The sequence below is a fragment of the Streptomyces sp. NPDC026500 genome (assembly GCF_055567635.1).
Window position 1 is genome coordinate 70,774 of the sequence record NZ_JBVHQB010000005.1, and the last position, 26,793, is coordinate 97,566.

The following is a 26,793-nucleotide window of genomic DNA, read 5'->3' on the forward strand; positions in this document are numbered from 1 at the left end:
CGGACACCGGTTCTGCTCCCGGTCTCCGGCTCCGCCCTCACCGAGCTGGCCCGCTGTCACGGAGTTCGCGTGAACACCGCCACCGTACGGCCCGGAACGGCGAACGTGCCCGTTCCCTCGGCGTAGGACGAGGACTTGACGACCGAGTCCGCGCCCGCCGCCTGCACCGGGTGCAGCGTGTATCCCGTCCCGGCCAGGGAGCCGACGGTCTGCTCCTGCTTCTCGGGGGTCGCGTTGAAGACGATCACGAGATCACCCAGGCGCACGGTGATCACCCCGGGGGTCTCGTCCTTCCCCGACAGCGGGAAGGAGAGCTTCGACTGCACCTGGTCGGCCGTGGAGAGCGAGAAGACCTTCTCCGTCGTACGGATCCGCTGCAGGTCCTGGAAGGCTGCCGAAGTGCCGTCGATCTGGTTGCAGCCCACCTTCACGGAGGTCAACAGCGGAGTGGCGTAGGGCCACTTGGAGGCGTTGTCGGCGGCCATCGGCAGCCCGCGGCCGAATCCGTTGCCGTCCTGGCAGTTCCAGTGGATGGCGTTGAACCAGTCACCGCTGTCGAAGGAGTTGCGGTCCAGGGACTTGGAGCGCAGCAGGTCGGAGCCGGCCTGGGAGAGGGACGGTCCCTGCGAGAGGGTGGCCGTCGCCATCGCCAGGACCTGCATCCGGGCCCGGTCCGCGGCGCTCGTCGTCGCGGGCAGCTTGTACGTCAGCGCGTCGTACAGCGACTCGTTGTCGTGCGCGTCGGCGTAGGCGAGCGCGTCGCCGGGCGCGGCCGCGTAGCCGGCGGGCTGGCCGTTGTAGTCGATCTCGGAGCCCTTGACCTCCTTGCCGGCGGAGTCGGTGAAGTGGAACGCGGCCAGGTTGCCGCTCAGGCCGACCTTGATGAGGTCCTGGTAGTGCAGCAGGCGGGCCTTCTGCTCGGCCGGAGTGCCGTTGGCGGTGGAGGAGTTGGGGTCGGTGTAGAGACCCGAGCCGAAGCCCTGGACGCCGGGGTCGGAGTCGAAGGGGCTGCCGCCGCGGACGGCGTCACGGGCACGGTCGGAGAAGGTCGCGATCCCCGTCCCCGCCATGTTCTTCTGGGTGGCCTGGACGAAGCGGGCGTCGTCGGCGACCTCACCGAAGTTCCAGCCCTCGCCGTACAGGATGATCTTCTTGCCGTCGGCGCCGTCCTTCGCGACGGTGAGCCCGTCGAGGGCCTTCCTGACCGCGAGGATGTTGGCCTTGGGCTGGTGTCCCATGAGGTCGAAGCGGAAGCCGTCGACCTTGTACTCCTTGGCCCACGTGACGATCGAGTCGACCACCAGCTTGCCCATCATGGCGTTCTCGGTCGCCGTGTTGGAGCAGCAGGTGGAGTTGGCGACGCTGCCGTCGGCGAGGAGCCGCTGGTAGTAGCCGGGGACGATCTTGTCGAGGACGCTGGTGTCGGCCTGGCCGCTCGCGGCGGTGTGGTTGTAGACCACGTCCATGACGACCCGCAGGCCGTCCTCGTTCAGCGACTTGACCATCTTGCGGAACTCGACCGTGCGGCCGGTGCCGTCGGGGTCGGTGGCGTAGGAACCCTCGGGGACCGTGTAGTGGTACGGGTCGTAGCCCCAGTTGTAGGCGTCCTTGGCGGCGGTCTTCGCCACGCACTCCTGCTGCTTCTGGGAGTCGGCCGCGTAGGAGGCGAGATCGCAGTCGGTGCTCTGCTGGTCCGCCTTCTTCTCGGGGATGGTGGCGATGTCGAACGCGGGCAGCAGGTGCACGTACGAGGTGCCGGACGCGGCCAGCTTCCTCAGGTGCCGGGAGCCGTCGCTGTTCTTGTCGGTGAAGGCGAGGTAGGTGCCCTGGTCCTTCGCCGGAACCGTCTTGTCCGCCACCGAGAAGTCCCGGATGTGCAGTTCCTGGATCTGCGCGTCGTTCAGCGGCACCGCCTTGGGCTTCTTCAGCGCCGACCAGCCGGACGGGGCGAGGGACTTGGCGTCGAGGTCGACGACCAGGCTGCGCTCGGAGTCGGCGGTCAGGGCCACCGAGTACGGGTCGGTCACCTTGTTGGTGACGATCTTCCGGACGGTCGGCGCCCACACCTTCACGACATAGCGGTAGGGCTTGCCCGTCCAGGACTTCTTGCCGGTGACGGACCAGACGCCGGTGGCGTCGTCGCGCTTCATGGCGACGGTGGAGCCGGCGAGGTCGAGGGCGACCGACTGGGCGGTGGGGGCCCACACCGAGAGGGTGGGGACTCCGTGGTGGAAGACCGGTCCGAGGTTCGCCTTCGTCGCGGGGTACAGGTCGTCGAGAGCTCCGGCGATCTGCACGCCGGTCGCCGCCAGCACGGCGCCGTTCGCGGCTCGCTGCGAGGCGACGAGCTGGCCGCCGAGCGCCGAGCGCACCCGGTCGCGGTCGCGCGGGTCCACGGACCAGGCGGTGTACGCCTTCAGGTAGGGGAACTTCGCCTTCTGGGCGTCGGTGAGCGTGGTCTTGGACAACCGCAGCCAGCGCTCGTCGTCGCTGGTCAGGCCGCCGTCCTTGACGGCGATCGAGCCGTCGTGGGAGGAGAGGAGCTGGGTGGACACGGCGGCGTCGGAGCCGTTCCAGGCGACCGTGTCGCGGTCGATCCAGACCGCCTTGGAGGTGGTCAGGTCGAGTGCGGCCGCGCTGCCCGCGGGCTGCGGCAGCAGGTACTTCTCCTGGCCGTTCAGCAGCCACACCTCGTGGCCGTTGGCCGTGAGGTCCAGCGACTGGTCGGTGGGCAGGTCCTTGTCGTCGCCCTTGTGGAGGATGTAGCTGAGGCTGCCGGCGCCCTCGGCGAGCGGTACCTCGTAGACGGCGCCGTAGGCGTCGGTCCGCACCGGCTCCAGGGGCTTCGTCCAGTCCGTGGGCGTCGCGGCCCCGGTCCACACGTGCAGACCCCAGCCGGCGTAGTCACCGTCGGCGCGGTGGTAGTGGATGACCGCCTTGGTCTTGTCCTGGGCGGGCAGGTCGGGCTGCTGGGTGAGCACGGCGTCCTTGCCCTGTTCGACCCAGACCTCGCCCGTCTTGGTGACGTCGATCGTGCGGTCGCTCGCGACGTCCTTGTTGCCGTCCTTGTCGATGACCAGGAAGCCCACGCTGGAGGCTCCGGGCTTCAGCTTCACGTAGGCGAAGGCGCCGTAGGCGTCGCGGCCGACGAAGTCGTGGCCGGCCGGCCAGGTGGTGGACTCGCCGTCGGCGATGTCGCCCCAGGCGTACAGGCGCCAGTCGGTGTAGTCGCCGTCGGTGCGCTTGTAGTGGACGATCGCGTAGTCGCGCGAGGAGGCCGTCGGGATCTCCGCGGCGGGCGCGGTGCCGCTGGTGGACGCGGCTGTCGCGCTCGCCGTGTGTCCGGCCGAGTCGATGACGACGGCCTTGTAGCGCAGGGCGGTTCCGGCCGGTACGTCCTTGCCGATGGCCTGGGTGACCTTGTACGGGGCGTGGTCGGCGGAGCCGAGCGTCCGCCAGCTGCCGTCGCCGACCTGGGCGGCGAAGACGACCCGGTCGAGCTGTCCGCCGGTGACGTCCGCCGACAGTTCGACGGTGCCGGTGGCGCCCGCGGCGGGGGCCTTCAGCGTCAGCGTCGGCTTGGCGGCGGGAGCGTCGAGCCGGCCCGCGGCCTTGAGGACGATGGCCGAACCGGCCGGGACGGTGACGGTGACCTTCTTGTCCGCGTCACTCTTCACCGAGGCGGACGTTCCGTATACGGCCCGGAAGTTCATGTTCGCCGAGCCCGTCGCGAACGTGGCCGACTTCGCCTCGTCGGCGTTGTTCACGGCGACGACGTACTCGGTGCCGGTCTTCGCGTCCGTGCGGGAGAAGGCGTACACACCGGCGCCGTCCGCGGCGTACCGCTCCGTCTGGACTCCGTCGGTGAGGCCCGGGTTGTCCTTGCGCAGCTTGGAGAGAGCGCTGATCTCGTCGTAGAGCGGTGCGCTCGTGTCGTACGCGTCGCTCGCGTGCGTACGGTCGGTGCCGATCTCGTCGTCGTCGAGGTAGTCCGCGACCTTGGAGGCGAACATCGTCTGCCGGGCGTCCTTGTCACCGCCGGAGCCGGTGAATCCCTGCTCGTCGCCGTAGTAGACGACGGGGTTGCCGCGGCTGAGGAACATCAGCTCGTTGGCGAGCTTGTCCTTCTTCAGCAGCTGGGCGTCTGTCGCCTTGGGGTTGTCCTGGTTCAGGAAGTACCCGATGCGGCCCATGTCGTGGTTGCCGAGGAAGGTGACCTGCTCGTAGGCGTTGGCCTTGTCGGTCGTGTACTTGTAGTCGTCCGCGAACAGGGACGCCAGCTTCTGCGCGCTGCCGCCCTGCGAGGCGTACGAGCGGGCCGCGTCCTGGAAGGGGAAGTCCAGGGTGGCGTCGAGGCGGCCCTGGGTGACGTACGGCGAGGTGATCGACGTGTCGGCGGAGTAGACCTCGCCGAACATGAAGAAGTTCTTGCGGCCGTGCTTGGCCGCGTACGCGTCGAGGGCGGTCGCCCACTGCGTCCAGAACTCCATGTTCACGTGCTTCACGGTGTCGATCCGGAAGCCGTCGATACCGAAGTCCTCAACCCACTTCTCGTAGATCTTCTCCATGCCGCTGACCACTTCGGGACGCTCGGTCCACAGGTCGTCGAGGCCGGAGAAGTCTCCGTACGTGGTGGACTCACCGGCGTAGGTGGAGTCGCCGCGGTTGGAGTACATCGTCGTGTCGTTGAGCCACGACGGGACCTTGGCGTTCTTCTTCGCGGCGGGAACCGTCGGCGTACGGGGGAAGGAGCCGGTGCCCACGGACGGGAACCCGTGGGTGCCGTCCGCGTAGTCCGCGTCGTCGAAGGGCTTCCCGTCCTTGGTCAGATACGGGAAGGCCCCCTTGGACAGGTAGTTGTAGGACTGCTCCTTGTAGTCGACGACATCGGCCGTGTGGTTGGTGATGACGTCGAAGAAGACCTTCATGCCCTTGGCGTGGGCCTTGGAGATCAGGGTCTCCAGGTCCTTGTTGGTGCCGAAGTGCGGGTCGACCCGGGTGAAGTCGGTGATCCAGTAGCCGTGGTAACCGGCCGAGGCGTCCTTGCCGGTGCCCTGGACGGGCTGGTTCTTGAAGATCGGCGCCATCCAGATGGCGGTGGTGCCGAGGCCCTTGATGTAGTCGAGCCTCTTGGTCAGTCCCTTGAGGTCGCCGCCCTGGTAGAAGCCCTTGTCGGTGGGGTCGTAACCGGTCGACAGCCGCGATCCGGTCAGTCCGCCCTCGTCGTTGGACGTGTCGCCGTTGGCGAAGCGGTCCGGCATGACGAAGTAGAACTGGTCATGGGTGGAGTCGTGTCGCGCCGGCTCGGCGGCGAGCTTCGCGTCCGACGGCGGTGCGGGCGGGGTCTGGGCCCGCGCCACGAGGGGTTGCGCAAGCGATACGGCCAATGCGGCGGCGAGGACGGCTGCGCGCAGCCTGGGGCGGCCTATACGACGCGCCGGCCCTCTCGGTATCAGGTCCACAGCTGTGAACTCCTAGCGATTACGGCGTACTCGGGTCCGACCCCGCGCAGCGTTTCGGCCACGATGCCGAACGCCCGCGTGACCGTATCGCTCACGCAAGGTTTACAGCAAGAGTCTTGCAACGTGCGGAAAGACTTTTCAGCAGGTGGACTTGCCCGCGTAGATGGCAAGTGCCGTGTTGGCACCCAGCGTCGCTGTGAACTGGCCGGAACTGTTCACCGTGATGCTCGTGTTGTTCTGGACGTTGCAGTACGTTCCCGCGGCGAGCGAGGTGCTGTACGTCCGGCTCAGGGAGGAGGTCTCGTGGTTGATGGCCACGAAGCCCTTGCTGCCACGGCCGAAGGCGATGGCGTCGCCGCCGTTGTCCCACCAGTTGGTGAGGGCCTGTCCGCGGGTGGTGTTGCGGAAGGCGACCATCGACTTGATCTCCGGCCAGGCGTGCTGGCACTTCCAGCCGTCCTGCCAACAGGCGTTGACGGTACCGCCGTTGGGCGGCCCGGCGTCAGCGTCGGACCACTCGTAGCCGGAGTTGATGTCGGGGGCGCCATAGGGGTAGGCGAGCATGAAGACGTTGGCGAGGGTGTAGTTCGCCCCGTCCTTGTAGTTGAGTGTCGAGCCGTTGCGCTCGGTGTCGTGGTTGTCGACGAAGACGGCCGCGACCGAGCTGCTCATGTAGCCCCAGCCCTCGCCGTAGTTCTTCAGGTAGGCGAGGTTCTCGTTGTTGAAGACCCGCTTGAGGTCGTAGGCGTAGCGGAACTCCTGGACGTCACCGTTGCCGGTGTACTCGGTGGGCTGGACGGCTTCGCCCGAGCCGTAGATGACCTCCTGCTTCCAGTAGACGGACGGATTGCTCAGCCGGGACTTGATGTTGGCGAGGTCGGCCGCCGGGATGTGCTTGGCGGCGTCGATGCGGAACCCGTCGACGCCGTAGCCGAGCAGGGTGTTCATGTAGCCGGCGATGGCCGAGCGGACATATGTCTCGCCGGTGTCCAGGTCGGCGAGGCCGACGAGTTCACAGTTCTGGACGTTGGCGCGGTTGGTGTAGTCGCTGATGGTGGCCGTGCAGTCGTCCATGTCGGCGGACGAGTACAGGCCCGGGTAGTTGTACTTCGTGTACGAAGAGCCGCCCGTGCCGGTGCCGGATCCGGCCGACATGTGGTTGATGACCGTGTCCGTCACGACCTTCACACCGGCCGCGTGGCAGGTGCTGACCATGTTCTTGAAGGAGGTGGCATCGCCGAGCCGGCCGGCGATCTTGTAGCTCACGGGCTGGTACGAGGTCCACCACTGCGAGCCCTGTATGTGCTCGGCGGGCGGGGACACCTGGACGTAGCCGTATCCGGCGGGGCCCAGCGTGTTGGTGCATTCCTTGGCGACCGAGTCGAATTTCCACTCGAACAGGACTGCGGTGACGTCCTTGGTGCCGGGCGGCGAGGCCGCCGCCGTACCGGGGGGAACGGTCACCGAGACCGCCAGGCCCGCCACGAGGGCGAACGAGGCGGCAAGCGTTTTCCTTGCCATGTGTGTGTACTCCTGCACTTCGTCGTGCGGGTGGGGGGATCGGAACGTACCGCTTGCAATCAAGTTTCAGCAAGATGTCGAAAGAACTTCCAACTCCCTTATTGACGCGCTCCCTTCGGCAGTCCCACGCTCCACAGGGGTGAGCTCTCCGCGCCCCGCGGACGTGCCGACCGGATCCGGAGAGGAGCCGCAACCCCGATGGCCTTACGACGAAGAAGGGTTTCCCGGCTGCTGGTGACCGTCGCGCCGGCGCTCGCTGGCCTGGCCGCGCTGCCCGCCCGGCAGGCAGCGGCGGCGGACACCGGTGTCGCCAACGGCGATGTGATCGCCAACCTGTGGGACTGGCATCCTCCCCCTACTCAAAAGAGGGGGATTCCAACCCTGCTGGGTTGGGGTTCACGGACGCTCGACCGCTGTTCGGGCGGTGTCGTCCCTCCGGCGCCGGCTGAGCGCCGGGGCGGGGAAACCCGCCCAGCTTCTCGAACCGCACCAGGCGGTAGGTGCGGGCCGGCATCGTGCACGTCTTCTCGCACCAGTCCTTGCGCCGGTCGGCCTCACGTACTTTGAGCCTGGCCGCCTTGGCGTACTCGGCGGTCTTCTGCTCGCTTCCCTTCGGGGCGCGAGCGGCACGCCGCTGGTGTTTACGGACCTGCGCGCGTTCCTTCACGGTGAGCTGCGGGCAGTTCAGCTTCCGTCCGTCGGAGAGGGCGGCGGTGATGGTCACGCCGCGGTCGATGCCGATGACCTCTCCGGTGCCGGGTGCGGCGACCGGAGGGGTATGACTGCGAAGGCGATGTGCCACTGGCCGTTGCGGTAGGTGACGCGGAAGGCCGCTCACCGCTCAAGCGGCCGCCGACCGGCGGCCCCTCCCCGCCGAGATCCTGCACCTGCCCGAGATCGCCCTCGACGCCGTCAGGGCGACGACGAATCGCCCTGACGACGATTCCTCCGCCCCCGTCCTGCTCCGCAGCAGCTCGCATTCACCCCCGGCTCGAAGGTCGGGGGCACCCCTGCGAGGAAACGAGGTGGAAGTGGGCACACACGGAAGCGGTGCTCCGGCCGTCAGGTTCCGGAGCACCGCTCTCGCACGGGTCTGGCCGGCCATCAGGTGAGGGGGGCTCCGGTGGTCAGGACCGGAGCACCACTCACGCGTAGGCCGGGACGCCCGGCAGGCGAGCGGAACTCCGGCGGTCAGGACCGGAGCACCGCTCACGCATGGGTCAGACCGCCCACCACACGGTCGTATCGGCGGGCAGCTTCGCCTCGCCGTCCTGCGACAGGGTCACCTCGCCGCTGGCGACGAGCACCCGGCCGTACGCCGGGACGGTCACGGCCTCGCTGCCGGTGTTCGCCGTGCAGACGAAATCGCCGCGCTGGAAGGCGAGAACGCCCTCCGGTGCCTTCAGCCAGCTGACGTTGTCGCCCGCGCCGAGGTCGGCGCGCTCACGCCGGACCGCGAGCGCCTCGCGGTACAGCTCCAGGGTGGAGCCCTCCGCACCGGTCTGCGCCTCGACGCTCAGCTCGGCCCACTCGGCGGGCTGCGGCAGCCAGCTGCCAGCGTCGCCGAAGCCGTACGACGAGCCGGCGCGGGTCCACGGGATCGGCACCCGGCAGCCGTCGCGGAAGCCGTCCTGTCCGGCGCCCCGGAAGTAGGCCGGGTCCTGGCGCACCTCGTCCGGCAGGTCGACGACGTCGGGCAGGCCGAGCTCCTCGCCCTGGTAGACGTAGGCGGAGCCGGGCAGGGCCAGCATCAGCAGGCTCGCCGCGCGGGCCCGGCGCAGACCCAGCGCCCGGTCGCCCGCGGTGCGGATCTGGGTGCCGAGGCCGGCCTCGTTGGCGAACCGGGTGGCGTGCCGCGTCACATCGTGGTTGGACAGCACCCAGGTGGAGGGGGCGCCGACCGGGCGCATCGCGTCGAGCGTGCGGTCGATCACCGAGCGCAGCTCGGCCGCGTCCCAATGGGTGCCCAGGTACTGGAAGTTGAAGGCCTGGTGCAGCTCGTCGGGGCGGACGTAGTTCGCGGTGCGCTCGATGGTCGGCGTCCACGCCTCGGCGACGAAGATGCGCTCGCCCGAGTACTCGTCGAGGATCGTGCGCCACTGCCGGTAGATGTCGTGCACGCCGTCCTGGTCGAAGAACGGCATGACATCGTTGCCCAGCAGTTTCAGCTGGTCGTGGTCGCCGAGGTCCGGCAGGCCCGCCGCCTTGACCATGCCGTGGGCGACGTCGATACGGAAGCCGTCGACGCCCATGTCCAGCCAGAACCTCAGGATCGAGCGGAACTCGTCCCCCACGGCCGGGTGTTCCCAGTTGAAGTCGGGCTGCTCCGGCGCGAACAGGTGCAGGTACCACTCGCCGGCGGTGCCGTCGGGCTCGGTGACCCGGGTCCAGGCCGGGCCGCCGAAGATGGACTCCCAGTTGTTGGGCGGCAGTTCGCCGTTCTCGCCCTTGCCGGGCCGGAAGTGGTAGCGGTCGCGCAGCGAGGAGCCGGGGCCCTCGCGCAGCGCGCGCTTGAACCACTCGTGCTGGTCCGAGGAGTGGTTGGGCACCAGGTCGACGATGATCCGCAGGCCGAGACCGTGGGCGTCACGGATCAGGGCGTCGGCGTCCAGCAGGTTGCCGAACATGGGGTCGACCGCCCGGTAGTCCGCCACGTCGTAGCCGGCGTCGGCCTGCGGCGAGGCGTAGAAGGGGCTGAGCCACACGGCGTCCACGCCGAGGTCGCGCAGGTACGGGAGTCGGGAACGTACGCCCTCCAGGTCACCCATGCCGTCGCCGTTGCTGTCGGCGAAGCTGCGCGGATAGACCTGGTAGATCACCGCGTCGCGCCACCAGTCGCGATGCGCGGCGACTGTGGCGAGAACGGAGTTCGGGGCCTGGTCGGCGGAGTGCTGGCTCATGGCGTCCTTGATGCGATGAGGGTCCCCGTGTCCGAGTGCGGTCGGGCGTGGGGAGGAATTCGGCTGTGGGGGCAGACCCCTGCTCACGCGAGGCCGGGAGCACGGGGCGAGAGGCTTCGGGGCGGGGGGATGAGGCGGCCGCGGTACCGGCGGGGTCGGATGGGCACCGCGGCCGCCACCCGCGCGCGTCGAGCGCGCGGGAGTCTTCGGGCGTTCTGGGGGGGCGTCCTTGACGGATCAGCCCTTTGTGCCGCCCGCGGTGAGTCCGGTCACCAGGTTCTTCTGCACCAGGTAGAAGAAGAGGGAGACAGGTATCGCGACCAGCACGGCGGTCGCCGCCATGAGGTTGCGCTGTGCGTCGTGCTCGCTGACGAAGCTCTGGAGTCCGACGGCGAAGGTGTACTTCGAGTCGTCCAGCATGAACGTCGAGGCGAAGGCGACCTCACCGAACGCGGTAATGAAATTGTAGAACGCGGCCACCGCGAGACCCGGCTTGGCGAGCGGCAGGATCAGCCGGAAGAAGGTGCCGAAGGGGCTCAGCCCGTCGACGCGTCCGGCCTCGTCGATCTCGAACGGAATGGTGTCGAAGTAGCCCTTGAGCAGCCAGGCGCTGTAGGGCACCGCCGTCGAGCAGTAGACGAGGATCAGGCCGAAGTAGGAGTCGATGAGCTGCAGGTCCGAGAGGATCTGGTACATCGGCACGATCAGCACGGCGATCGGGAACATCTGGGTGACCAGCAGGACCCACATGAACTTCTTGTAGCCGGGGAAGCGCATGCGCGAGACCGCGTAGCCGGTGGTGGCCGCGACCATCACGCCGATGACCGTGGTGCCGAGCGACACGATGAGCGAGCTCTTCATCCACTCGAAGAAGTTCGTGTGCTGGAGCACGAAGGAGTAGTTGCCGAACGTCATCGTGTGCCAGATGCGTCCGGGGTGCAGATAGTCGTCCTTGTCCGGGCCGAGGGACAGGAAGACGAGCCAGGCGATCGGGAACAGCGCGACCAGGCTCGCGACGATCAGGACGGCGTGCGAGGCGAGCTTGCCGGCGAGGCCGCGCTCACCGCGCCTGCGCGCCGGACGCGGCGCCTCCTCGTGCACGGAAGCCTGGTCGGCCGGAGGCGTCTGAAGTGTGGTGGTGCTCATGGAGACTCCTGCCTCAGATCGCGAGCTGCTGGTCATTGCGGTTCAGCCAGCGGCGGTAGAAGGAGGTGAAGACGATCAGGATGGCCAGCAGCAGCATGCCGTAGGCCGCCGACTGCGCGAAGTCGCGCGGTTGCTGTCCGAAGCCGAGGTAGTAGGCCCAGGTGACGAGGATCTGCGCGTCCGGCGCGGTGTTGCCGAACAGCAGGAAGATCACGGCGAACTGGTTGAAGGTCCAGATGATGCCGAGGAGCACGACGGTGGAGCTGACCGAACGCAGGCCCGGCAGGGTCACGTAGCGGAACTGCTGCCAGGCGTTCGCGCCGTCCATCTCGGCGGCCTCGTACAGCGTGCCGTCGATGGACTGGAGCCCGCCGAGCAGCGACACCATCATGAACGGCACACCGCACCAGGTGTTGACCATGATCGCGGCGAACCGCTGCCAGAAGGTGTCCTCCAGCCACGCCGGCGAGGGCAGGTGCACCGCGTGGAGCATCGAGTCGATGATCCCGCCGTCGGCGAGCATGAAGCGCCAGCCGAAGACGGTGACGAAGGTCGGCACGGCCCACGGCAGCACCAGGATCAGCCGGTAGAAGGTACGGCCGCGCAGCTTCTGGTTGAGCAGCAGCGCGAGACCCAGGCCGATGCAGTAGTGCAGGGCCACACACAGGACGGTCCAGGCGATGGTCCAGATGAAGTGCGACCAGAAGCGGTCGTACGACGTCGGACCCCACAGGATGTCCTTGTAGTTGTCCAGGCCGATGAACTTGTAGGTGGCGTCGATGTGGTTGACGCCGATCGTGCGGGCCGAGTTGAGGCTGTTGGCGTCCGTGAACGTCAGATAGAGGCCCCGTACCAGCGGATAGAGCACCAATCCGCCGAGTACGACGACGACCGGGGCGATCATCGCGTACGCATACCAGTATTTCTGGTACGAGTGCTTCAGACGCTGCATCCGGCCGGGACGCGGTGCTCGGTCACCGCGGCGCTTGCCGGTCGCGCGGTCGATGGCGACTGTCATGGTTCGACACCTTCTGCAAGATCAGGAGTTGGGCGCACACAGCCGGTGGCCGCCGGTTCCGTTCCCCCTGTCGGGGGTCCCCCCGGCCCGACCGAGGTCGGGCCGGGGAAGGATCCGGCGGCCACACGGGCTCACTTGCTGAAGTCCGGGACCAGCTTGGCGATCGCCAGTTCGGCGTTGCTCAGGCCCTTGTCCAGGGACTCCTTGCCACCCGCGATCTTGGGCAGCTCGATGTCGAGCGGGCCCCACAGCGAGCTGTACTCGGGCAGCGCCGGGCGCGGCTGGGCGGCCGCGAGGACACCCTGGTAGCCGGCGATGCCCGGGTCGGCCTTGACCGCGTCGGTGTAGGCGTCGTCACGCGTCGGCAGCGTGGAGTTCTTGAGAGCGATCGTCGCCTGCGACGACGCCGAGGTCATGAACTTCACGAACTTCAGCGAGGCCTCCTGGTGGGCCTTGTCCGAACCCGCGTACACGGAGAGGTTGTGGCCGCCGGTCGGGGCGCCCGCCTTTCCGGTGGAGCCGGCCGGGACGGTGGCGATACCGAGGTTCGCCTTGTCCGTGAACGCCGAGCCCTTGTAGAAGTTGGTGATCTCCCACGGGCCCTGGACGATCGCGGCGACCTTGCCGTTGACGAACGCGTCCTGGATGTGGGCGTACGCGTCGGCGGTGGTGTCCGCCTTGTGCAGGCCCTTGCCGGAGAACAGACCCTGCCAGGTGCCGTACGCCTTCTTCGCGGCGGCCGAGTTCACCGTGATCTTCTTGGCGGTGGCGTCGACGGTGTCGGTGCCCTCGCCGTAGAGGAAGTTCATGGCGTAGTAGGCCTGGGTCGAGCCCCAGTAGCCGTCGACGCCGGTCTTCTTCTTGATCGTCGCGGCGGCGGTCTTCAGGTCGGCCCAGGTCTTCGGGGCCTCGCTGATGCCGGCCTTCTCGAACAGCGCCTTGTTGTAGACGAGCGCGAGGGTGTCGGTGACCAGCGGCACACCGTAGGTCTTGCCCTCGAACTTGGCCTGCTCGATCAGGTTGGGCTTGAACTTGGCCTGGTCCGCGAGGGCGGCGGTGCCGTCGAGCGGCAGGAAGTAGCCCTTCTTCGCGAAGGCCGGGGTCCAGCCGACCTCGGAACGCAGGATGTCCGGGGCGCCCTTGGAACCGGCTGCCGTGTCGAACTTGTTCTGCGCCTGGTCGAAGGGCACGTTGACGTACTTGACCTTGATGGTCGGGTTGGCCTTCTCGAACTGCTTGGCCAGGGCCTGGTACGTCGGCGCCTCATTGGTGGCGTTGGAAGTGTCCCACCATGTGATGGTGGTGGGGCCCGCAGACTTGTCGCTGCTGCTGTCACTGCCGCCGCAGGCCGTCGCCGCGAGGGCGATGGACGCCACCAGCGCGGTGGCCGCTATGCCACGCCGCATGAGATCTCCTTGAGGGTGAAAGCCCGAGTAGGTGGAGAATCGGTCCCGCCCGATCCCCTTGCCGACTTGCCGACTGCGCCGTTGCGTCCGCCGGGCGACGTGAACGTAACAGCGTTGTAAGCGGCGCGAAAGACCTTGCAGCAAAAAAGTGCAAGAACTGGCGACAGTTACGGGCCCGTGACCTCGCGGCAGCCGTCCCGAAACCCTGCTGCCAGGCCGATCAGCAGACATCCGGACCTCTGTGCAAGACTCTGCAAGCTCTTGCCATGGGTGTCGCGCACGGGGATCATCGGCCCGTCAGCGCCTTGCAGGAGCCACCCTTTCCCGCGCGGCGCACGCACGGGACACCGAGCCGACCAGAACACGAGGGAGCGCGATGACGCAGCAGCCCGGAGCGGGCCGATCAACCGCCCGCACACGGCGTCTGGTTGGTGGGCAGGGTGAGATGCGACCGGTACAGTCCAATCCTGTGACCACACGGCTTGCCGACATCGCAGCCCAGGCGGGGGTCAGTGAGGCGACTGTCAGTCGCGTCCTGAACGGGAAGCCGGGCGTCGCCGCGACCACCCGCCAGTCCGTCCTGGCCGCTCTCGACGTACTGGGCTACGAGCGCCCGGTGCGCCTTCGGCAGCGCAGCGAGGGCCTGGTGGGCCTCATAACCCCCGAGCTGGAGAACCCGATATTCCCTGCCCTCGCGCAGGTCATCGGGCAGGCCCTGACGCGCCAGGGCTACACCCCCGTCCTCGCGACCCAGACTCCGGGCGGCTCCACCGAGGACGAACTGACCGAGATGCTGGTCGACCGCGGGGTCGCCGGCATCATCTTCGTCTCCGGTCTGCACGCCGACACCTCGGCCGACATGCAGCGGTACGAGCAACTGCGGGGCCGAGGTGTCCCGTTCGTCCTGGTCGACGGCTTTTCGCCGAAGGTGCAGGCACCGTTCATCTCGCCGGACGACCGCGCGGCGATGGCCCTCGCGGTCACCCACCTCGCCTCGCTCGGGCACACCAACATCGGGCTCGCCCTCGGCCCCAAGCGGTTCGTGCCGGTGCAGCGCAAGATCGAGGGCTTCGTCCGCACGATGCAGGAGCAGCTGGGCCTGAGCCCCGCGGACGTCGAGGAGCGACTGGTCCAGCACTCTCTGTACACGCTGGAGGGTGGCCAGGCCGCCGCGAGCGCGCTCATGGACCGTGACTGCACGGCGATCGTCTGCGCCAGCGACATGATGGCGCTCGGCGCGATACGGGCGGCGCGTCAGCGCGGCCTGGAGGTCCCCAAGGACATCTCGGTCGTGGGATTCGACGATTCGCCGCTGATCGCCTTCACCGACCCGCCGCTCACGACGGTCCGCAAGCCGGTGCCCGCGATGGGCCAGGCGGCGGTGCGCACGCTGCTGGAGGAGATCGGCGGGACGCCCGCGCCGCACAGTGAATTCGTATTTATGCCGGAATTGGTGGTGCGCGGTTCGACCGCTTCTGCGCCTGGGGACCGGAATCGTCCCTGAGTAGGAGGGTAAGGGGGGCTCTCGGCCTCCCTCAGGCGTAGAACGTGCGGCCAGGAACCGACCGAGGGATGATCGGTGAGTTGAGGCTTTTCTGGCAGACTCTGTGCCTATGGGTGAGACACCGTGACGACACTGGAAGGCCGGGACCAGGCCACTCCACAGCCCGTCGCGGAGGAGAAGGCGGGAAACAAAGTCCTGCGTCGTATGCGGGCCCCGCGTCGCCCCCGCCTCTGGTTCGAAGTCCTGATCATCGCCATGAGTTACTGGACGTATTCGCTGATCCGGAACGCCGTGCCGGAGCAGAGACGCGAAGCGCTGCGCAACGCGGACTGGATCTGGCGGACGGAGCACCATCTCGGTCTCGCCGTCGAGGAGTCCGTCAATCATGCGGTGAACTCGGTCGGCTGGCTGATCATCGGGATGAACTACTACTACGCGACCTTGCACTTCCTGGTGACGCTGAGTGTTCTGGTCTGGCTGTACCGCTGTCATCCGGGCCGCTACGCGGCGGCCCGTCTCGCGCTCTTCGCCACCACGTTGGTGGCCCTCGTCGGGTACTACCTCTACCCGCTCGCGCCACCCCGCCTGATGACCGGCGGCACCTTCGTCGACACGGTCACGGTCCACGAGACCTGGGGCTCGATGGCTTCCGGCGACCTCAAGCACATGTCCAACCAGTACGCCGCGATGCCGTCGATGCACATCGGCTGGTCCCTGTGGTGCGGGCTGACCGTGTTCGCGCTGGCCTCGGCCCCCTGGGCCCGCATCCTCGGCATCCTCTACCCCGCGGCCACCCTCGTGGTCATCGTCGCCACCGCCAACCACTTCTGGCTGGACGCGGTGGGCGGCATGCTCTGCCTCGCCTTCGGCTTCCTGGTGGCCCGCCTGTGGTACGGAGCGCTGCCGTACGCGCTGCCGCAGTGGGTACCGGGGACGCGCGGGGCACCGGTCCTGCCCGTGAAGGTCTGAACGACGCCCCGTTTCGTCACGTTCGGTGACCGCCGGGGCGTCCCCCTGTGGCCCTTGCCGAACCGACCGACGGTACGCGCCCGGCGCGTGAGCCACGCGCCCGGCGCGCGCCGGGCGCGTGGCTCACGCGCCGTAGAACAGTTCGTCCACCACGGCCCGGGCCCGCCGGGTGGTGCGCCGGTAGTCGTCGAGCATGTCTCCGACGTGGCCCGGGTCATATCCCAGATAGCGGCCCACGGCGGCGAGCTCGCGCCCGTCCGAGGGGAAGGTGTCGCCGGCCCTCCCCCGTACGAGCATCACGGCGTTGCGCACCCGGGTGGCCAGCACCCACGCCTCGTCCAGCGTCGCCGCGTCCTCGGTGGACAGCAGCTGCGCGGCGCACGCGGCGGCGAGCGCCTCCCGGGTCCGGGTCGTGCGCAGGCCCGGCTCGACCCAGCCGTGCTGGAGCTGGATCAGCTGGACCGTCCACTCCACGTCGGAGAGACCGCCGCGCCCGAGCTTGGTGTGCAGGGTGGGGTCGGCGCCGCGCGGCATCCGCTCCGACTCCATCCGGGCCTTCAGCCGCCGGATCTCCCGTACGGCCTCCTCGCCCAGCCCCTCCGCCGGATACCGCAGCGGATCGACCAGCTCGATGAACCGGCTTCCGAGCTCGGCGTCCCCCGCCACGACCTCGGCGCGCAGCAGCGCCTGCGACTCCCACACCAGCGACCAGCGCCGGTAGTACGCCTCGTACGACTTCAGCGTCCGTACCAGTGGCCCGGACTTCCCCTCGGGGCGCAGATCCGCGTCGATCAGCAGCGGCGGATCAGCGCTGGGGAGCTGCAGCAGCCGCCGCATCTCGGACACCACGGAGTTCGCGGCCCGCGCCGCCTCCTGATCGTCCACACCCTCCCGGGGCTCGTGCACGAAGAGCACGTCCGCGTCGGAGCCGTAGCCGAGCTCATGGCCCCCGAAGCGGCCCATCCCGATCACCGCGAACCGCGTGGGCAGCGTGTCGCCCCAGCCGTCCCGGACCACGGCCCGCAGGGTTCCCGCGATCGTCGCCGCCGTCAGATCCGACACCGCCGCGCCGACGAGGTCGACCAGCGCCCCCTGGTCGGCGACGGCCGGTGTCTCCTCGGTTCCGTACGAGGCGACGATGTCCGTCGCGGCGGTACGGAACAGCTCCCGGCGCCGCACGCCGCGCGCGGCGGTCACGGCCTGTTCGGCGCCCTCGGCCCGCCGCACCCCGGCGAGGATCTCCTGCTCCAGATGGGCGCGGCCGCGCGGTTCGAGGCCGCCGCTCTCCCCGTCGCCGAGGAGGGCCACCGCCTCCGGCGCGCGCATCAGCAGGTCGGGGGCGAGCCGGCCCGCCGAGAGGACCCGCGCGAGGTTCTCGGCTGCGGCGCCCTCGTCCCTCAACAGCCGCAGATACCAAGGGGTCTTGCCGAGCGCGTCCGACACCTTCCGGAAGTTGAGCAGGCCGGCGTCGGGATTGGCGGAGTCCGCGAACCACCCCAACAGCACGGGAAGCAGCGTCCGTTGGATGGCGGCCTTGCGGCTGACGCCGGACGCCAGTGCCTCCAGATGGCGCCGTGCGCCGGCCGGATCGGCGTACCCGAGCGCGACCAGCCGTTCGCGGGCCGCGTCCGGGCTCAACCGGGTCTCGCCCGGAGCCAGTTGGGCGACGGCGTCGAGCAACGGCCGGTAGAAGAGCTTCTCGTGGAGCCGCCGCACCATGGACGCGTGCCGCTTCCACTCCCGGTTCAGCTCCTTGACCGGGTCGACGCGCAGCCCGAGCGACCGCCCGATCCGCCGCAGATCGGCCTCGTCCTCCGGCACCAGATGCGTGCGCCGCAGCCGGAAGAGCTGGATGCGGTGTTCCATCGACCGCAGGAAGCGGTAGGCGTCGTCGAGCTGTACGGCGTCGGCGCGGCCCACGTATCCGCCCGCGGCGAGCGCCTTCAGGGCGTCCAGGGTCGTACCGCTGCGCAGGGAGGTGTCGGCCCGACCGTGCACCAACTGCAGGAGCTGTACGGCGAATTCGACGTCCCGGAGCCCTCCGGGACCGAGCTTCAGCTCCCGCTCGATCTGGGCGGCCGGAATGTTCTCGACGACCCGGCGCCGCATCTTCTGCACATCGGCGACGAAGTTCTCCCGCTCGGCGGCGTGCCACACGAGCGGAGCCAGGGTGGCGACGTATTCCTCGCCCAGCTCCAGGTCCCCGGCCACCGGGCGGGCCTTGAGCAGGGCCTGGAACTCCCAGGTCTTGGCCCACCGCTGGTAGTAGGCGAGATGACTGCTGAGCGTCCGTACCAGGGGGCCGTTGCGGCCCTCGGGACGCAGATTGGCGTCGACCGGCCAGATGGTGCCCTCGACGGTCGTCTCGGAGCAGATCCGCATCATGTGCGAGGCGAGCCGGGTGGCCGCCTGCACGGCCTTCCTCTCGTCGGCCCCGTCGACGCCCTCCCCCACGAAGATCACGTCGACGTCGGACACGTAGTTCAGTTCGTGTCCCCCGCACTTGCCCATCGCGACGACCGCGAGCCGGCACAGCGCGGCGTCGTCGGGCGCGGCGACCTCGGCTATGGCGAGCGCGGCGCGCAGGGTCGCGGTGGCGAGGTCGGCGAGTTCGGCGGCGGTCTGGGCGAGGTCGGTGGTGCCGCACACGTCGCGCGCGGCTATGGAGAGCAGGCAGCGGCGGTAGGCGACGCGCAACGAGACGGGGTCCGTCGCGTCCGCCAGCCCTCGTTCGAACTCCTGGACCCCGGGATGCAGGTCCCGCGCCTCGTAGGTGACGAGGGCCTGCCAGTCGTGCGGATGCCGGGCGAGGTGGTCGCCGAGCGCGGCGGAGGCGCCGAGCACGCCGAGCAGCCGGTCCCGCAGCGGCTTGGCCGCGATCAGCGTGTCGAGGAGCTCCCGCTGGGCGGGGTGCGCGTCCTGCGCCTCGACGAGCCGGACGAGGCCGAGCAGGGCGAGGTCCGGGTCGGCGGTGGCGCCCAGCGCGTCCAGGAGGACCGGGTCGGACCGTACGGGTGCCAGCTCGGGCCCCTCCAGGAGCCGTTCGGCCGCCGACGGATCGGTGAAGCCGTGCCGCAGCAGTCGCGTGAAGGTACTGCTTCTGCGCCCCGGCGCCGTCATCCCGGCCTCCTGTCGATCGACGTCGTACGCCCGGTCCCGGCCCGCACACCTGGCCCCGTCCCGTACACCTGTCCCCGTTCCGCACACCTGGCCCGATCAAGGTCGTACGCGCCTGAGCGTAACCCCGGTCCGCCCGGTGGCGCCCCGTGCCGACGACCGTGCGAGGCGGTACAAAGGACGTGGAGGCATTAGTTCACCGGCTCTTCATCCCGCCGGTTGAGGGATGTGAGCGAGGGGAATGTTGGCGTGTGCATGCTCTGTCCGCACCGCCACCGTCGCCTCTCCCCCCACCGGAGGTCTGAAGTGTCCGGCAGAAACGTGTTCACCCGCAGTCGTGCCGTCGTCGCATCCGCCCTCGCCTTCACCGCGGCCGCGGTCGGGCTGTGGACCGGGTTCGCCGGCTCGGCCCCCGCGCACGCCGCGGCCGCGGTCCCGACCCCGGACCACGTCGTGGTCGTGGTCTTCGAGAACCATGCGTACAGCCAGGTGATCGGCTCCTCCAGCGCCCCGTACATCAACTCGCTCAAGACCGGCGGGGCCAACCTCTCCCAGTCGTACGCCGAGACGCACCCGAGCCAGCCCAACTATTTCGCCCTGTTCTCCGGCGCCACCCAGGGCATCACGGACGACAGCTGCTACACGCCCGGTTTCTCCTCCGCCCCGAACCTCGCCTCCGAGCTGATCGCCGCGGGCAAGACCTGGGGCAGCTACAACGAGACGCTGCCCAGCCAGGGTTCGACCACGTGCAGCAGCGGGAACTACGCGCGCAAGCACAACCCCTGGTTCGGCTTCAGCAACGTACCGACGTCCAGCGCCAAGACGTTCGCCCAGTTCCCGACGGACTACACGACGCTTCCGCAGGTCTCCTTCGTCGTCCCGAACCTGTGCAGCGACATGCACGACTGCTCGGTGTCCACCGGTGACACCTGGCTCAAGAACAACCTGAACGCCTACGCCACCTGGGCCAAGACCCACAACAGCCTGCTCGTCGTCACCTTCGACGAGGACAACCGGCTCGCCGGCAACAAGATCCCGACGGTGCTGTACGGCCAGCAGGTGACCCCGGGCTCCTCGTCCGCCACCACCTGCAACCACTACGACCTGCTGCGCACGCTGGAGGACATGCACGGCCTCACGCACGCCGGCAACGCGGCCTCCGCCAAGGACATCACGGGCATCTGGACGTCCTGACATGTACGTAGCGGACAGCCGCGCCAGTACACCGGAGACTCCGGCGGCGTCCGCGGAAAGCGCCGCCCGGCCACAAGCCGGGCGGCGCCTCGCCGCGGTGGCGCCCACGGTGCTGGCACTCGGCACGGTCAGCCTGATCACCGATGTCTCCTCGGAGATGGTGACGGCGGTCCTGCCCCTGTACCTGGTGGCGGGCCTCGGCCTGTCGCCCCTCGGCTTCGGACTCCTCGACGGGATCTACAACGGCTTCTCTGCGCTGGTCCGCCTCGTCGGGGGGCATCTCGCCGACCGGGGCGGCGGCCGCCACAAGTGGGTGGCGGGTGCCGGTTACGCCCTGTCGGCGGCCTGCAAACCACTGCTTCTGGTGGCACAGACCCTGACCCCGATCGGCCTGGTCCTCGCCGCCGACCGCACCGGCAAGGGCCTGCGCACCGCCCCGCGCGACGCCCTGATCTCCCTGTCGAGCACCCCGGAGACCCGCGGCCGCGCCTTCGGCGTCCATCGCGCGATGGACACGGCGGGCGCGCTGCTGGGCCCGCTGGTCGCCTTTCTGATCCTCCGGGCGACCGTCGACGGCTACGACGCGGTGTTCATGGTGAGTTTCTGCGTGGCCGTGGTGGGCTTCCTGGTCCTGATGCTGTTCGTGCCGGGCGGTCCGGCCGCGCGGGGCTCCCGGGGCTCCCAGGGGCCGGGTACGACGGCCGAAGGCGCCGAGGTGCCCGCCGGGCCCGTCGGCCCCGCCGCGCCGCGGCCCACCCTGCGCGCCGCCCTCGCCCTCCTGCGCCGCCCGGAGCTGCGCGGTATCGCGCTCTGCGCGCTCCTGCTCGGCCTCGCCACGGTCAGCGACTCGTTCATGTTCCTGCTGCTCCAGCGCAGGCTCGGGGTGCCGGACCGCTGGTTCGCGCTGCTGCCCGTCGGCACGGCCGCCGCGTTCCTGCTGCTGGCCGTCCCGCTCGGCCGGCTCGCGGACCGGGCCGGCCGCTGGCGGGTGTTCCTGGCCGGCCACGGCGCGCTGCTCCTCGCGTACGCCCTGCTGCTCACGTCCTGGCACGGCACGGCGCTGCCGTTCGCCGTCCTGTTCCTGCACGGCGGCTTCTACGCGGCGACGGACGGCGTGCTCATGGCCGCGGCCTCGGACAGCGTGCCGGAGGAACTGCGGTCGTCCGGGCTCGCGCTGGTCCAGACGGGGCAGGCGCTGGCCCGTTTCGTCTGCTCGCTCGCCTTCGGCGCGGCCTGGACGGCGTGGGGCGACCGTACGGCACTCACGGCGTCGGCCGTGGCACTCGCCCTGTGCGCCCTCTTCTCGATGAGCCTGCGCCCCGTCCGCCGCACCCCCTCAGAAGGCCCCGTATGACACTGCGAACCCGCATCCTGGTCCTGGTCTGCGCCCTGGTCGTCCTGGCGGGCGTCGCGACGGCCTCCGTGCTGCACGCCTCGGCCCGCGCGGAGCGCCGCAACCAGGCCCAGCCGGGCGGCCCGCGGATCACCGCGGGGCCCGTCTCCCTGACCGACTCCCGGCGGCTGGTGTTCCGCAACATGGCGTGGGGCCCGCACCGCGACGAGCTGACGTCCGTCCCGGCGTCCGACCCGTCGGGCCCGCGCACGGCGTCCAAGGTCAAGTGCCTGCGCTTCTACGCCGCTTCGGGCACCGGGGTGTGCCTTCAGGCGGTGCACGGCACGGTCCAGGACACCTACCGGGCGGTGATCCTCGACGCCGGCCTGCGCGTGAGGGCCCGCTACGACGTGCCCGGCATCCCGTCCCGCGCCCGCGTCTCGCCCAGCGGGCGGTACGCGGCCTGGACGGCGTTCGTGGGCGGCGACTCCTACGCGGGCACCAACTTCTCCACCCGGGCGGCGATCGTCGACACCCGCACGGGAGAACTGACGTCGTCCCTGGAGGCGTACCGCGTCGTGAAGGACGGCAGGACCTACCACGCGGCCGACGTCAACTTCTGGGGCGTGACGTTCGCGGCCGACGACCGCACGTTCTACGCGACCATGGCCACGCACGGCACCACCCACCTGGTCCGCGGCGACCTGGCCACCCGCACCGTCACCACCCTGCGCACGAACGTCGAATGCCCGTCCCTCTCCCCCGACGGCACCCGCATCGCGTTCAAGAAGCGCGTCAAGGGCCTTCCCAAGGACGCTCCTTGGCATCTGTACGTCCTCGATCTGCGCACCGGGCACGAGACCCCGCTCGCCGAACCCCGCAGCGTCGACGACCAGGTGGTCTGGCGCGACGACCACACCCTCGTCTACGCCCTCCCCGGCGACTACGGAGCCGACCTCTGGACCCTCCCGCCCGACGGCACGGGAAAGCCGCGGCGCATCAGCACCGCGGCGGTGTCTCCCGCGTACGTGCGCTAGGGACGCACCCCTCGCCGGGAGCCTCAGCGTCGGCCGAGGTGCGTGCCGCGAGGGCCCACGCGGAACTCGTCGCCGCTCGGCTCCGAGCCGCGCTCACGCCTTCGGTAGAGCCAAGGTGACGATCAAGGTCTCTTGCCCTATGCTGCGGCTTGCACATCCGGGGGGCGGCTGGCCGTCATGACGACCAGCACCGTGACAAGTGCGCACCCACGCCATCTCAACTCGAGCTTCAGCATGCCGCCAGGCGTGCGCGACTGCTGCCCGAGGCTGCCCGCAAGGGACCGGATCGGCGCGTTTCCCCCGGGTCCCACGGTCATCGGAAGGCAGAGAACGTCATGGCAGAACGTCAGTACCTCGGTCAGGGCTCCACCACCTCGGCGGAGAAGTTCTGGTACATCCTGGGTTGCATCTACTTCGGTGCGGCCTACATGCAGAAGGTCCCGGTGAAGAAGGCGCTGAGCGAGTACGGGCTGGTCGAGATGACCGGTGCCGAGAAGTTCTGGTACGTCATCCAGTGCATACTCTTCGGCGCCGGCTACTTCGCGAAGGTCACCATCAAGAAGGCGCTGTCCGAGGTTCCGAGCGTCGGCGGAGTCCCCACCGTCTGACGACACCAAGGCTCAACGCGGCCGCGGGCCCGGACCACTCCTCGTGGTCCGGGCCCGCGGCCCGTCCTGGACTGCCCTGGCCCGGCTGGACACTCTCCCGGACCCCGGCTGGCCCGTACTTCCCGTTCCTGCGGGCAGCGGTGTCCCACCGGAGCCGTGGAACCCGACGCGCACCCGACGCGACAGCCGGGCCCGAAGCCTGCCCCTCACCAGCCCGACAAGCCGAAACGTCCCGCCAGTTGAACTGACGAGCCGTCGCGAAATGCCGAGGCTGGTTGCCGGAACGGTCCATGCCGCTTGCGTGCCGGCCATCAGGTGAAGAGGGCCGCGGCCCCACTCCGCGCTCGAAGACCGGCCACCCATCAACCGGACCTCCGGCGGGGACTACCGCGTCGTGTTCGACCAGCCACCGGAGCCACTCGACACCGCCCCGAGGCAGCTCAGCTTCGAGGACCCCGTGGAACCACCGTCGTAGACACCACAACTGGAATCCAGGTCGGCTTCGGCCTCCTGGTCGGGAGAAGTCCTACGCGACGCCACTTCTCGAGTTGCAGTACACCTCTCTGCCGGCATCGCCCTTCTGCAGGCACACCTTCACCGTGACCCGGGTTCCTTCACGGAGGTTGTTGACCTCCGCCCTGCACTTCCCGTTTCCCCCGTAAACATCGAAAGAAAAGGAGCCGCCTGCGTACGTCATTTCCAGACTTGGCCGGAGGCCGTCCGCTTCGATGTCGCAGCCCTCGAGCTTGTCCCCGTTGGGCGTCCAACAGGCCTGCCCGCCCTTGAACGCGTCCGTTGTGTAGACGCAGAACGTATTCGCCGCGCTCGCCGGAGGAGCGCTGAAAATCACGGATGCTATTGCGGCGGCGGCTCCTGCCGCCAGAACTCGTTGAATCACTGATTACCTTCCCCCTCTGCCGCAAGCCCTTACTCGCGGACATCACGACTGGATGCGCCTCGTCAGGTCTGGTGGTCTGCAGACCTCATCAACTCACAAACGCATCAACCGTGTTACCTGTGCTGCGGGCGTCACAGTAGCCGGAGGGGGAGAGGGCAGCAACTGATCAAGGGCGGGTGTCACGCCCTGAATTGCCCCTCAGGGCCTTTCACTGTCGTGGGTGTTGCCAACCGAGAGGCCGACGAGAAGGGGCAGTCCGACCGAATGAGACGGAAAGCGAGACAGAGGGCTGGGCCGGTGGTCAGTTGCCGGTGGTCAGTCGCACTCTGCCGTCTCATGATTGAGAACTGGGTCAGCGCACGTGCGTGGCCGCATGAAGAATGAACCGCTCGACCGCTACGCCGGTGAGATCATGTCTGCTCTTGCGGTCAGCCACATCATCAGCCGAACCCACGTCTCTGGCCTCGATGACTGCCGCGTCCGCAAGGCGCACGAGCTCCTGGTCGTCAGTAAGGAGTTGCATGCGCCAGCGAATCTGTCGAGTGACGCCGCGCAGGCGGTGTGATTCGAGTGTCGCCGCTGTCGATTCGGGGCTCGCTGGATCGAGTTGCATGAGCTCCCAACGCCGATACTGGCTGCTCCGATAGTCCGTCACAGCTTCCGCGAAGGCGCTGTAGGCAGCCAGCCGGTCTTCGCGCAGGCGATCCGCCCGGGAGCTGCGCGTGCGGGCTCCGCTGCACGGCGCTGGAATGCATAGGTGGTCACTGCTCCAAGTAGCGTGCCGAACACAGCTACAAGACTTGCGTAGACAGCCTGCATGCGCAGAGCAAAGCATCTGAGCCAGAGGCGCGCACCACCGCCTAGAGCGGTAGGACATCCGGGCCCTGTCGGAATTGAAAGCCTGGTCTTCGTGGCCAGAATCCGTTTTGACACCGGCTGGCTGCACATCGGCTATCAGGTCGAGGTCGCCAGTGGAAGGCGGCTCGTCTTCGCTCCGCCCAAGCGCGACAAGGAGCGGGAGTACCGCTACCGAACCGGGTGAGCGCTTCCAGGCGGCACGAGAGCACGGGACGCACGCACTGAGGCACTTCTGCGCGTCGGTGCTCCACAGACGGCCCAGGGGTCGTGAGGACAGCCGCGGGGCCCACGGTCACCGACCGTGGGCCCCGCGTACTGGACGCCAAAAAACGCCTCTGACCTGCGCCTACAGCACCGGCAGGCTCTTCCGCAGCTCGAAGGCGGTGACCTCGGAGCGGTACTCCTCCCACTCCGCCTTCTTGTTGCGCAGGAAGAAGTCGAAGACGTGCTCGCCGAGGGTCTCGGCGACGAGTTCGCTGCGCTGCATGAGGGCCAGCGCCTCGCCGAGGTTCTGCGGGAGGGGTTCGATGCCCATGGCCCGGCGCTCGGCGTCGGAGAGGGCCCAGACGTCGTCGTCGGCGCCCGGCGGGAGCTCGTAACCCTCCTCGATGCCCTTCAGGCCGGCGGCCAGGAGCAGCGCGTACGCGAGGTACGGGTTCGCGCCCGAGTCGATCGAGCGGACCTCGACCCGCGCCGAGCCGGTCTTGCCGGGCTTGTACATCGGCACGCGCACGAGGGCGGAGCGGTTGTTGTGGCCCCAGCAGATGTACGAGGGGGCCTCGCCGCCGGCGCCCGCGGTGCGCTCCGAGCCGCCCCAGATGCGCTTGTAGGAGTTGACCCACTGGTTGGTGACGGCGGAGATCTCCGCGGCGTGCCTCAGGAGGCCTGCGATGAAGGAGCGGCCGACCTTGGAGAGCTGGTACTCCGAGCCGGACTCGTAGAACGCGTTGCGGTCGCCCTCGAAGAGGGAGAGGTGCGTGTGCATACCGCTGCCCGGGTACTCCGAGAACGGCTTCGGCATGAAGGTGGCCTGGACGCCCTGCTCCAGCGCGACCTGCTTCATGATCAGCCGGAAGGTCATGATGTTGTCGGCCGTGGAGAGCGCGTCGGCGTAGCGCAGGTCGATCTCCTGCTGGCCGGGGGCACCCTCGTGGTGGCTGAACTCGACCGAGATGCCCATCGACTCCAGCATCGTGATGGCCTGGCGCCGGAAGTCCTGGCCGACGTTCTGCGGGGTGTGGTCGAAGTAGCCGGAATTGTCGGCGGGGGTGGGCCGCGAGCCGTCCAGCGGACGGTCCTTCAGCAGGAAGAACTCGATCTCGGGGTGGGTGTAGAAGGTGAAGCCCAGGTCCGAGGTCCTGGCGAGGGCGCGCTTGAGGACATAGCGCGGGTCCGCGAAGGACGGGGAGCCGTCCGGCATGAGGATGTCGCAGAACATCCGGGCCGTACCGGGGGCCTCTGCGCGCCAGGGCAGCACCTGGAAGGTGGACGGGTCCGGCTTGGCGATCATGTCCGACTCGTACACGCGGGCGAAGCCCTCGATGGCCGAGCCGTCGAAGCCGATGCCCTCGTCGAAGGCCTGTTCCAGCTCCGCCGGGGCCACTGCCACCGACTTGAGGAAGCCGAGTACGTCCGTGAACCACAGACGTACGAACCGGATGTCACGCTCCTCCAGTGTCCGGAGCACGAACTCCTGCTGCTTGTCCATCTTCCGCTTCCACCCATCCTTGCTGGTCAGGCCGCCTGCTCCCACGCCTCGAAGACGATCGGCGCACCTGAGCATCCCACCACAACACCATTTCATGCGCGTTGCGGACCATGA

At 68.9% G+C, this 26,793-nt stretch carries 17 protein-coding genes; 8 read left to right on the forward strand and 9 right to left on the reverse strand.

The features are described from left to right. Nucleotides 1-56: 56 nt before the first annotated feature. The 7 genes from pulA to ACZ4N5_RS11040 all read right to left on the reverse strand — a co-directional run bounded on the left by pulA (nt 57) and on the right by ACZ4N5_RS11040 (nt 13,453). On the reverse strand, nt 57-5,456 hold the full coding sequence (pulA, locus tag ACZ4N5_RS11010; protein ID WP_467757113.1) for a pullulanase-type alpha-1,6-glucosidase: 5,400 nt from the start codon (nt 5,454-5,456) through the stop codon (nt 57-59). Nucleotides 5,457-5,600: 144 nt separating this feature from the next. Next, nucleotides 5,601-6,983 (reverse strand): alpha-amylase, encoded by a 1,383-nt coding sequence (locus ACZ4N5_RS11015; protein ID WP_467756798.1) that lies wholly within the window; start codon nt 6,981-6,983, stop codon nt 5,601-5,603. A gap of 355 nt (nt 6,984-7,338) precedes the next feature. After that, on the reverse strand, nt 7,339-7,785 hold the full coding sequence (locus tag ACZ4N5_RS11020) for a transposase (protein ID WP_467756799.1): 447 nt from the start codon (nt 7,783-7,785) through the stop codon (nt 7,339-7,341). 418 nt (nt 7,786-8,203) lie between these two features. Then, nucleotides 8,204-9,883: a glycoside hydrolase family 13 protein gene (locus ACZ4N5_RS11025; protein ID WP_467756800.1), complete on the reverse strand. Its 1,680-nt coding sequence runs from the start codon at nt 9,881-9,883 to the stop codon at nt 8,204-8,206. A 237-nt stretch (nt 9,884-10,120) separates the two neighbouring features. Then, the gene (locus ACZ4N5_RS11030) at nt 10,121-11,029 is read right to left on the reverse strand and encodes a sugar ABC transporter permease (RefSeq protein WP_467756801.1); all 909 of its coding nucleotides are present in this window, start codon (nt 11,027-11,029) and stop codon (nt 10,121-10,123) included. Between the two features lie 13 nt (nt 11,030-11,042). Further along, nucleotides 11,043-12,047 carry a carbohydrate ABC transporter permease gene (locus ACZ4N5_RS11035; protein ID WP_467756802.1) on the reverse strand — a complete coding sequence of 335 codons (1,005 nt, stop codon included), beginning with the start codon at nt 12,045-12,047 and terminating at the stop codon, nt 11,043-11,045. Nucleotides 12,048-12,178: 131 nt separating this feature from the next. Further along, nucleotides 12,179-13,453: an extracellular solute-binding protein gene (locus ACZ4N5_RS11040; protein ID WP_467756803.1), complete on the reverse strand. Its 1,275-nt coding sequence runs from the start codon at nt 13,451-13,453 to the stop codon at nt 12,179-12,181. 469 nt (nt 13,454-13,922) lie between these two features. Here ACZ4N5_RS11040 and ACZ4N5_RS11045 point away from each other — a divergent pair, with 469 nt between their 5' ends. Both ACZ4N5_RS11045 and ACZ4N5_RS11050 read left to right on the forward strand, forming a co-directional pair. Next, the gene (locus ACZ4N5_RS11045) at nt 13,923-14,957 is read left to right on the forward strand and encodes a LacI family DNA-binding transcriptional regulator (protein ID WP_467756804.1); all 1,035 of its coding nucleotides are present in this window, start codon (nt 13,923-13,925) and stop codon (nt 14,955-14,957) included. Between the two features lie 123 nt (nt 14,958-15,080). Beyond that, nucleotides 15,081-15,926 (forward strand): phosphatase PAP2 family protein, encoded by an 846-nt coding sequence (locus ACZ4N5_RS11050; RefSeq protein ID WP_467756805.1) that lies wholly within the window; start codon nt 15,081-15,083, stop codon nt 15,924-15,926. Nucleotides 15,927-16,049: 123 nt separating this feature from the next. On the opposite strand, the gene ACZ4N5_RS11055 is transcribed toward ACZ4N5_RS11050, so the two are convergent. After that, nucleotides 16,050-19,046 (reverse strand): bifunctional [glutamine synthetase] adenylyltransferase/[glutamine synthetase]-adenylyl-L-tyrosine phosphorylase, encoded by a 2,997-nt coding sequence (locus ACZ4N5_RS11055; protein WP_467756806.1) that lies wholly within the window; start codon nt 19,044-19,046, stop codon nt 16,050-16,052. Between the two features lie 318 nt (nt 19,047-19,364). Here ACZ4N5_RS11055 and ACZ4N5_RS11060 point away from each other — a divergent pair, with 318 nt between their 5' ends. The 6 genes from ACZ4N5_RS11060 to ACZ4N5_RS11085 all read left to right on the forward strand — a co-directional run bounded on the left by ACZ4N5_RS11060 (nt 19,365) and on the right by ACZ4N5_RS11085 (nt 25,155). Further along, complete coding sequence (locus ACZ4N5_RS11060; RefSeq protein ID WP_467757114.1) at nt 19,365-20,237, forward strand: alkaline phosphatase family protein; 873 nt, start codon at nt 19,365-19,367, stop codon at nt 20,235-20,237. Nucleotide 20,238: 1 nt separating this feature from the next. Continuing rightward, nucleotides 20,239-21,591: an MFS transporter gene (locus ACZ4N5_RS11065; RefSeq protein WP_467756807.1), complete on the forward strand. Its 1,353-nt coding sequence runs from the start codon at nt 20,239-20,241 to the stop codon at nt 21,589-21,591. Next, nucleotides 21,588-22,607 carry a TolB family protein gene (locus tag ACZ4N5_RS11070; RefSeq protein ID WP_467756808.1) on the forward strand — a complete coding sequence of 340 codons (1,020 nt, stop codon included), beginning with the start codon at nt 21,588-21,590 and terminating at the stop codon, nt 22,605-22,607. The genes ACZ4N5_RS11065 and ACZ4N5_RS11070 overlap by 4 nt, the downstream gene beginning before the upstream one ends. Before the next feature lie 335 nt (nt 22,608-22,942). Continuing rightward, a complete protein-coding gene (locus ACZ4N5_RS11075) occupies nt 22,943-23,215 on the forward strand; it encodes a hypothetical protein (protein WP_467756809.1) in 273 nt (90 codons plus the stop codon). Nucleotides 23,216-24,486: 1,271 nt separating this feature from the next. Beyond that, nucleotides 24,487-24,678: a hypothetical protein gene (locus ACZ4N5_RS11080; protein ID WP_467756810.1), complete on the forward strand. Its 192-nt coding sequence runs from the start codon at nt 24,487-24,489 to the stop codon at nt 24,676-24,678. A 345-nt stretch (nt 24,679-25,023) separates the two neighbouring features. Further along, nucleotides 25,024-25,155 (forward strand): hypothetical protein, encoded by a 132-nt coding sequence (locus ACZ4N5_RS11085; protein ID WP_467756811.1) that lies wholly within the window; start codon nt 25,024-25,026, stop codon nt 25,153-25,155. 162 nt (nt 25,156-25,317) lie between these two features. Here ACZ4N5_RS11085 and glnA read toward each other — a convergent pair whose 3' ends face one another. Next, nucleotides 25,318-26,679, reverse strand: a complete 1,362-nt coding sequence (glnA, locus tag ACZ4N5_RS11090; RefSeq protein WP_467756812.1) for a type I glutamate--ammonia ligase — start codon at nt 26,677-26,679, stop codon at nt 25,318-25,320. Between the last annotated feature and the right edge of the window lie 114 nt (nt 26,680-26,793).

Coding starts and splice junctions, on each gene's coding strand:
- ACZ4N5_RS11015 (WP_467756798.1), bottom strand. CDS start 6,983: ATGGCAAGGAAAACGCTTGCCGCCTCGTTCGCCCTCGTGGCGGGCCTG.
- ACZ4N5_RS11025 (WP_467756800.1), bottom strand. CDS start 9,883: ATGAGCCAGCACTCCGCCGACCAGGCCCCGAACTCCGTTCTCGCCACA.
- ACZ4N5_RS11030 (WP_467756801.1), bottom strand. CDS start 11,029: ATGAGCACCACCACACTTCAGACGCCTCCGGCCGACCAGGCTTCCGTG.
- ACZ4N5_RS11035 (WP_467756802.1), bottom strand. CDS start 12,047: ATGACAGTCGCCATCGACCGCGCGACCGGCAAGCGCCGCGGTGACCGA.
- ACZ4N5_RS11040 (WP_467756803.1), bottom strand. CDS start 13,453: ATGCGGCGTGGCATAGCGGCCACCGCGCTGGTGGCGTCCATCGCCCTC.
- ACZ4N5_RS11055 (WP_467756806.1), bottom strand. CDS start 19,046: ATGACGGCGCCGGGGCGCAGAAGCAGTACCTTCACGCGACTGCTGCGG.
- ACZ4N5_RS11065 (WP_467756807.1), top strand. CDS start 20,239: ATGTACGTAGCGGACAGCCGCGCCAGTACACCGGAGACTCCGGCGGCG.
- ACZ4N5_RS11070 (WP_467756808.1), top strand. CDS start 21,588: ATGACACTGCGAACCCGCATCCTGGTCCTGGTCTGCGCCCTGGTCGTC.
- ACZ4N5_RS11075 (WP_467756809.1), top strand. CDS start 22,943: ATGGCAGAACGTCAGTACCTCGGTCAGGGCTCCACCACCTCGGCGGAG.
- ACZ4N5_RS11080 (WP_467756810.1), top strand. CDS start 24,487: ATGAAGAATGAACCGCTCGACCGCTACGCCGGTGAGATCATGTCTGCT.
- glnA (WP_467756812.1), bottom strand. CDS start 26,679: ATGGACAAGCAGCAGGAGTTCGTGCTCCGGACACTGGAGGAGCGTGAC.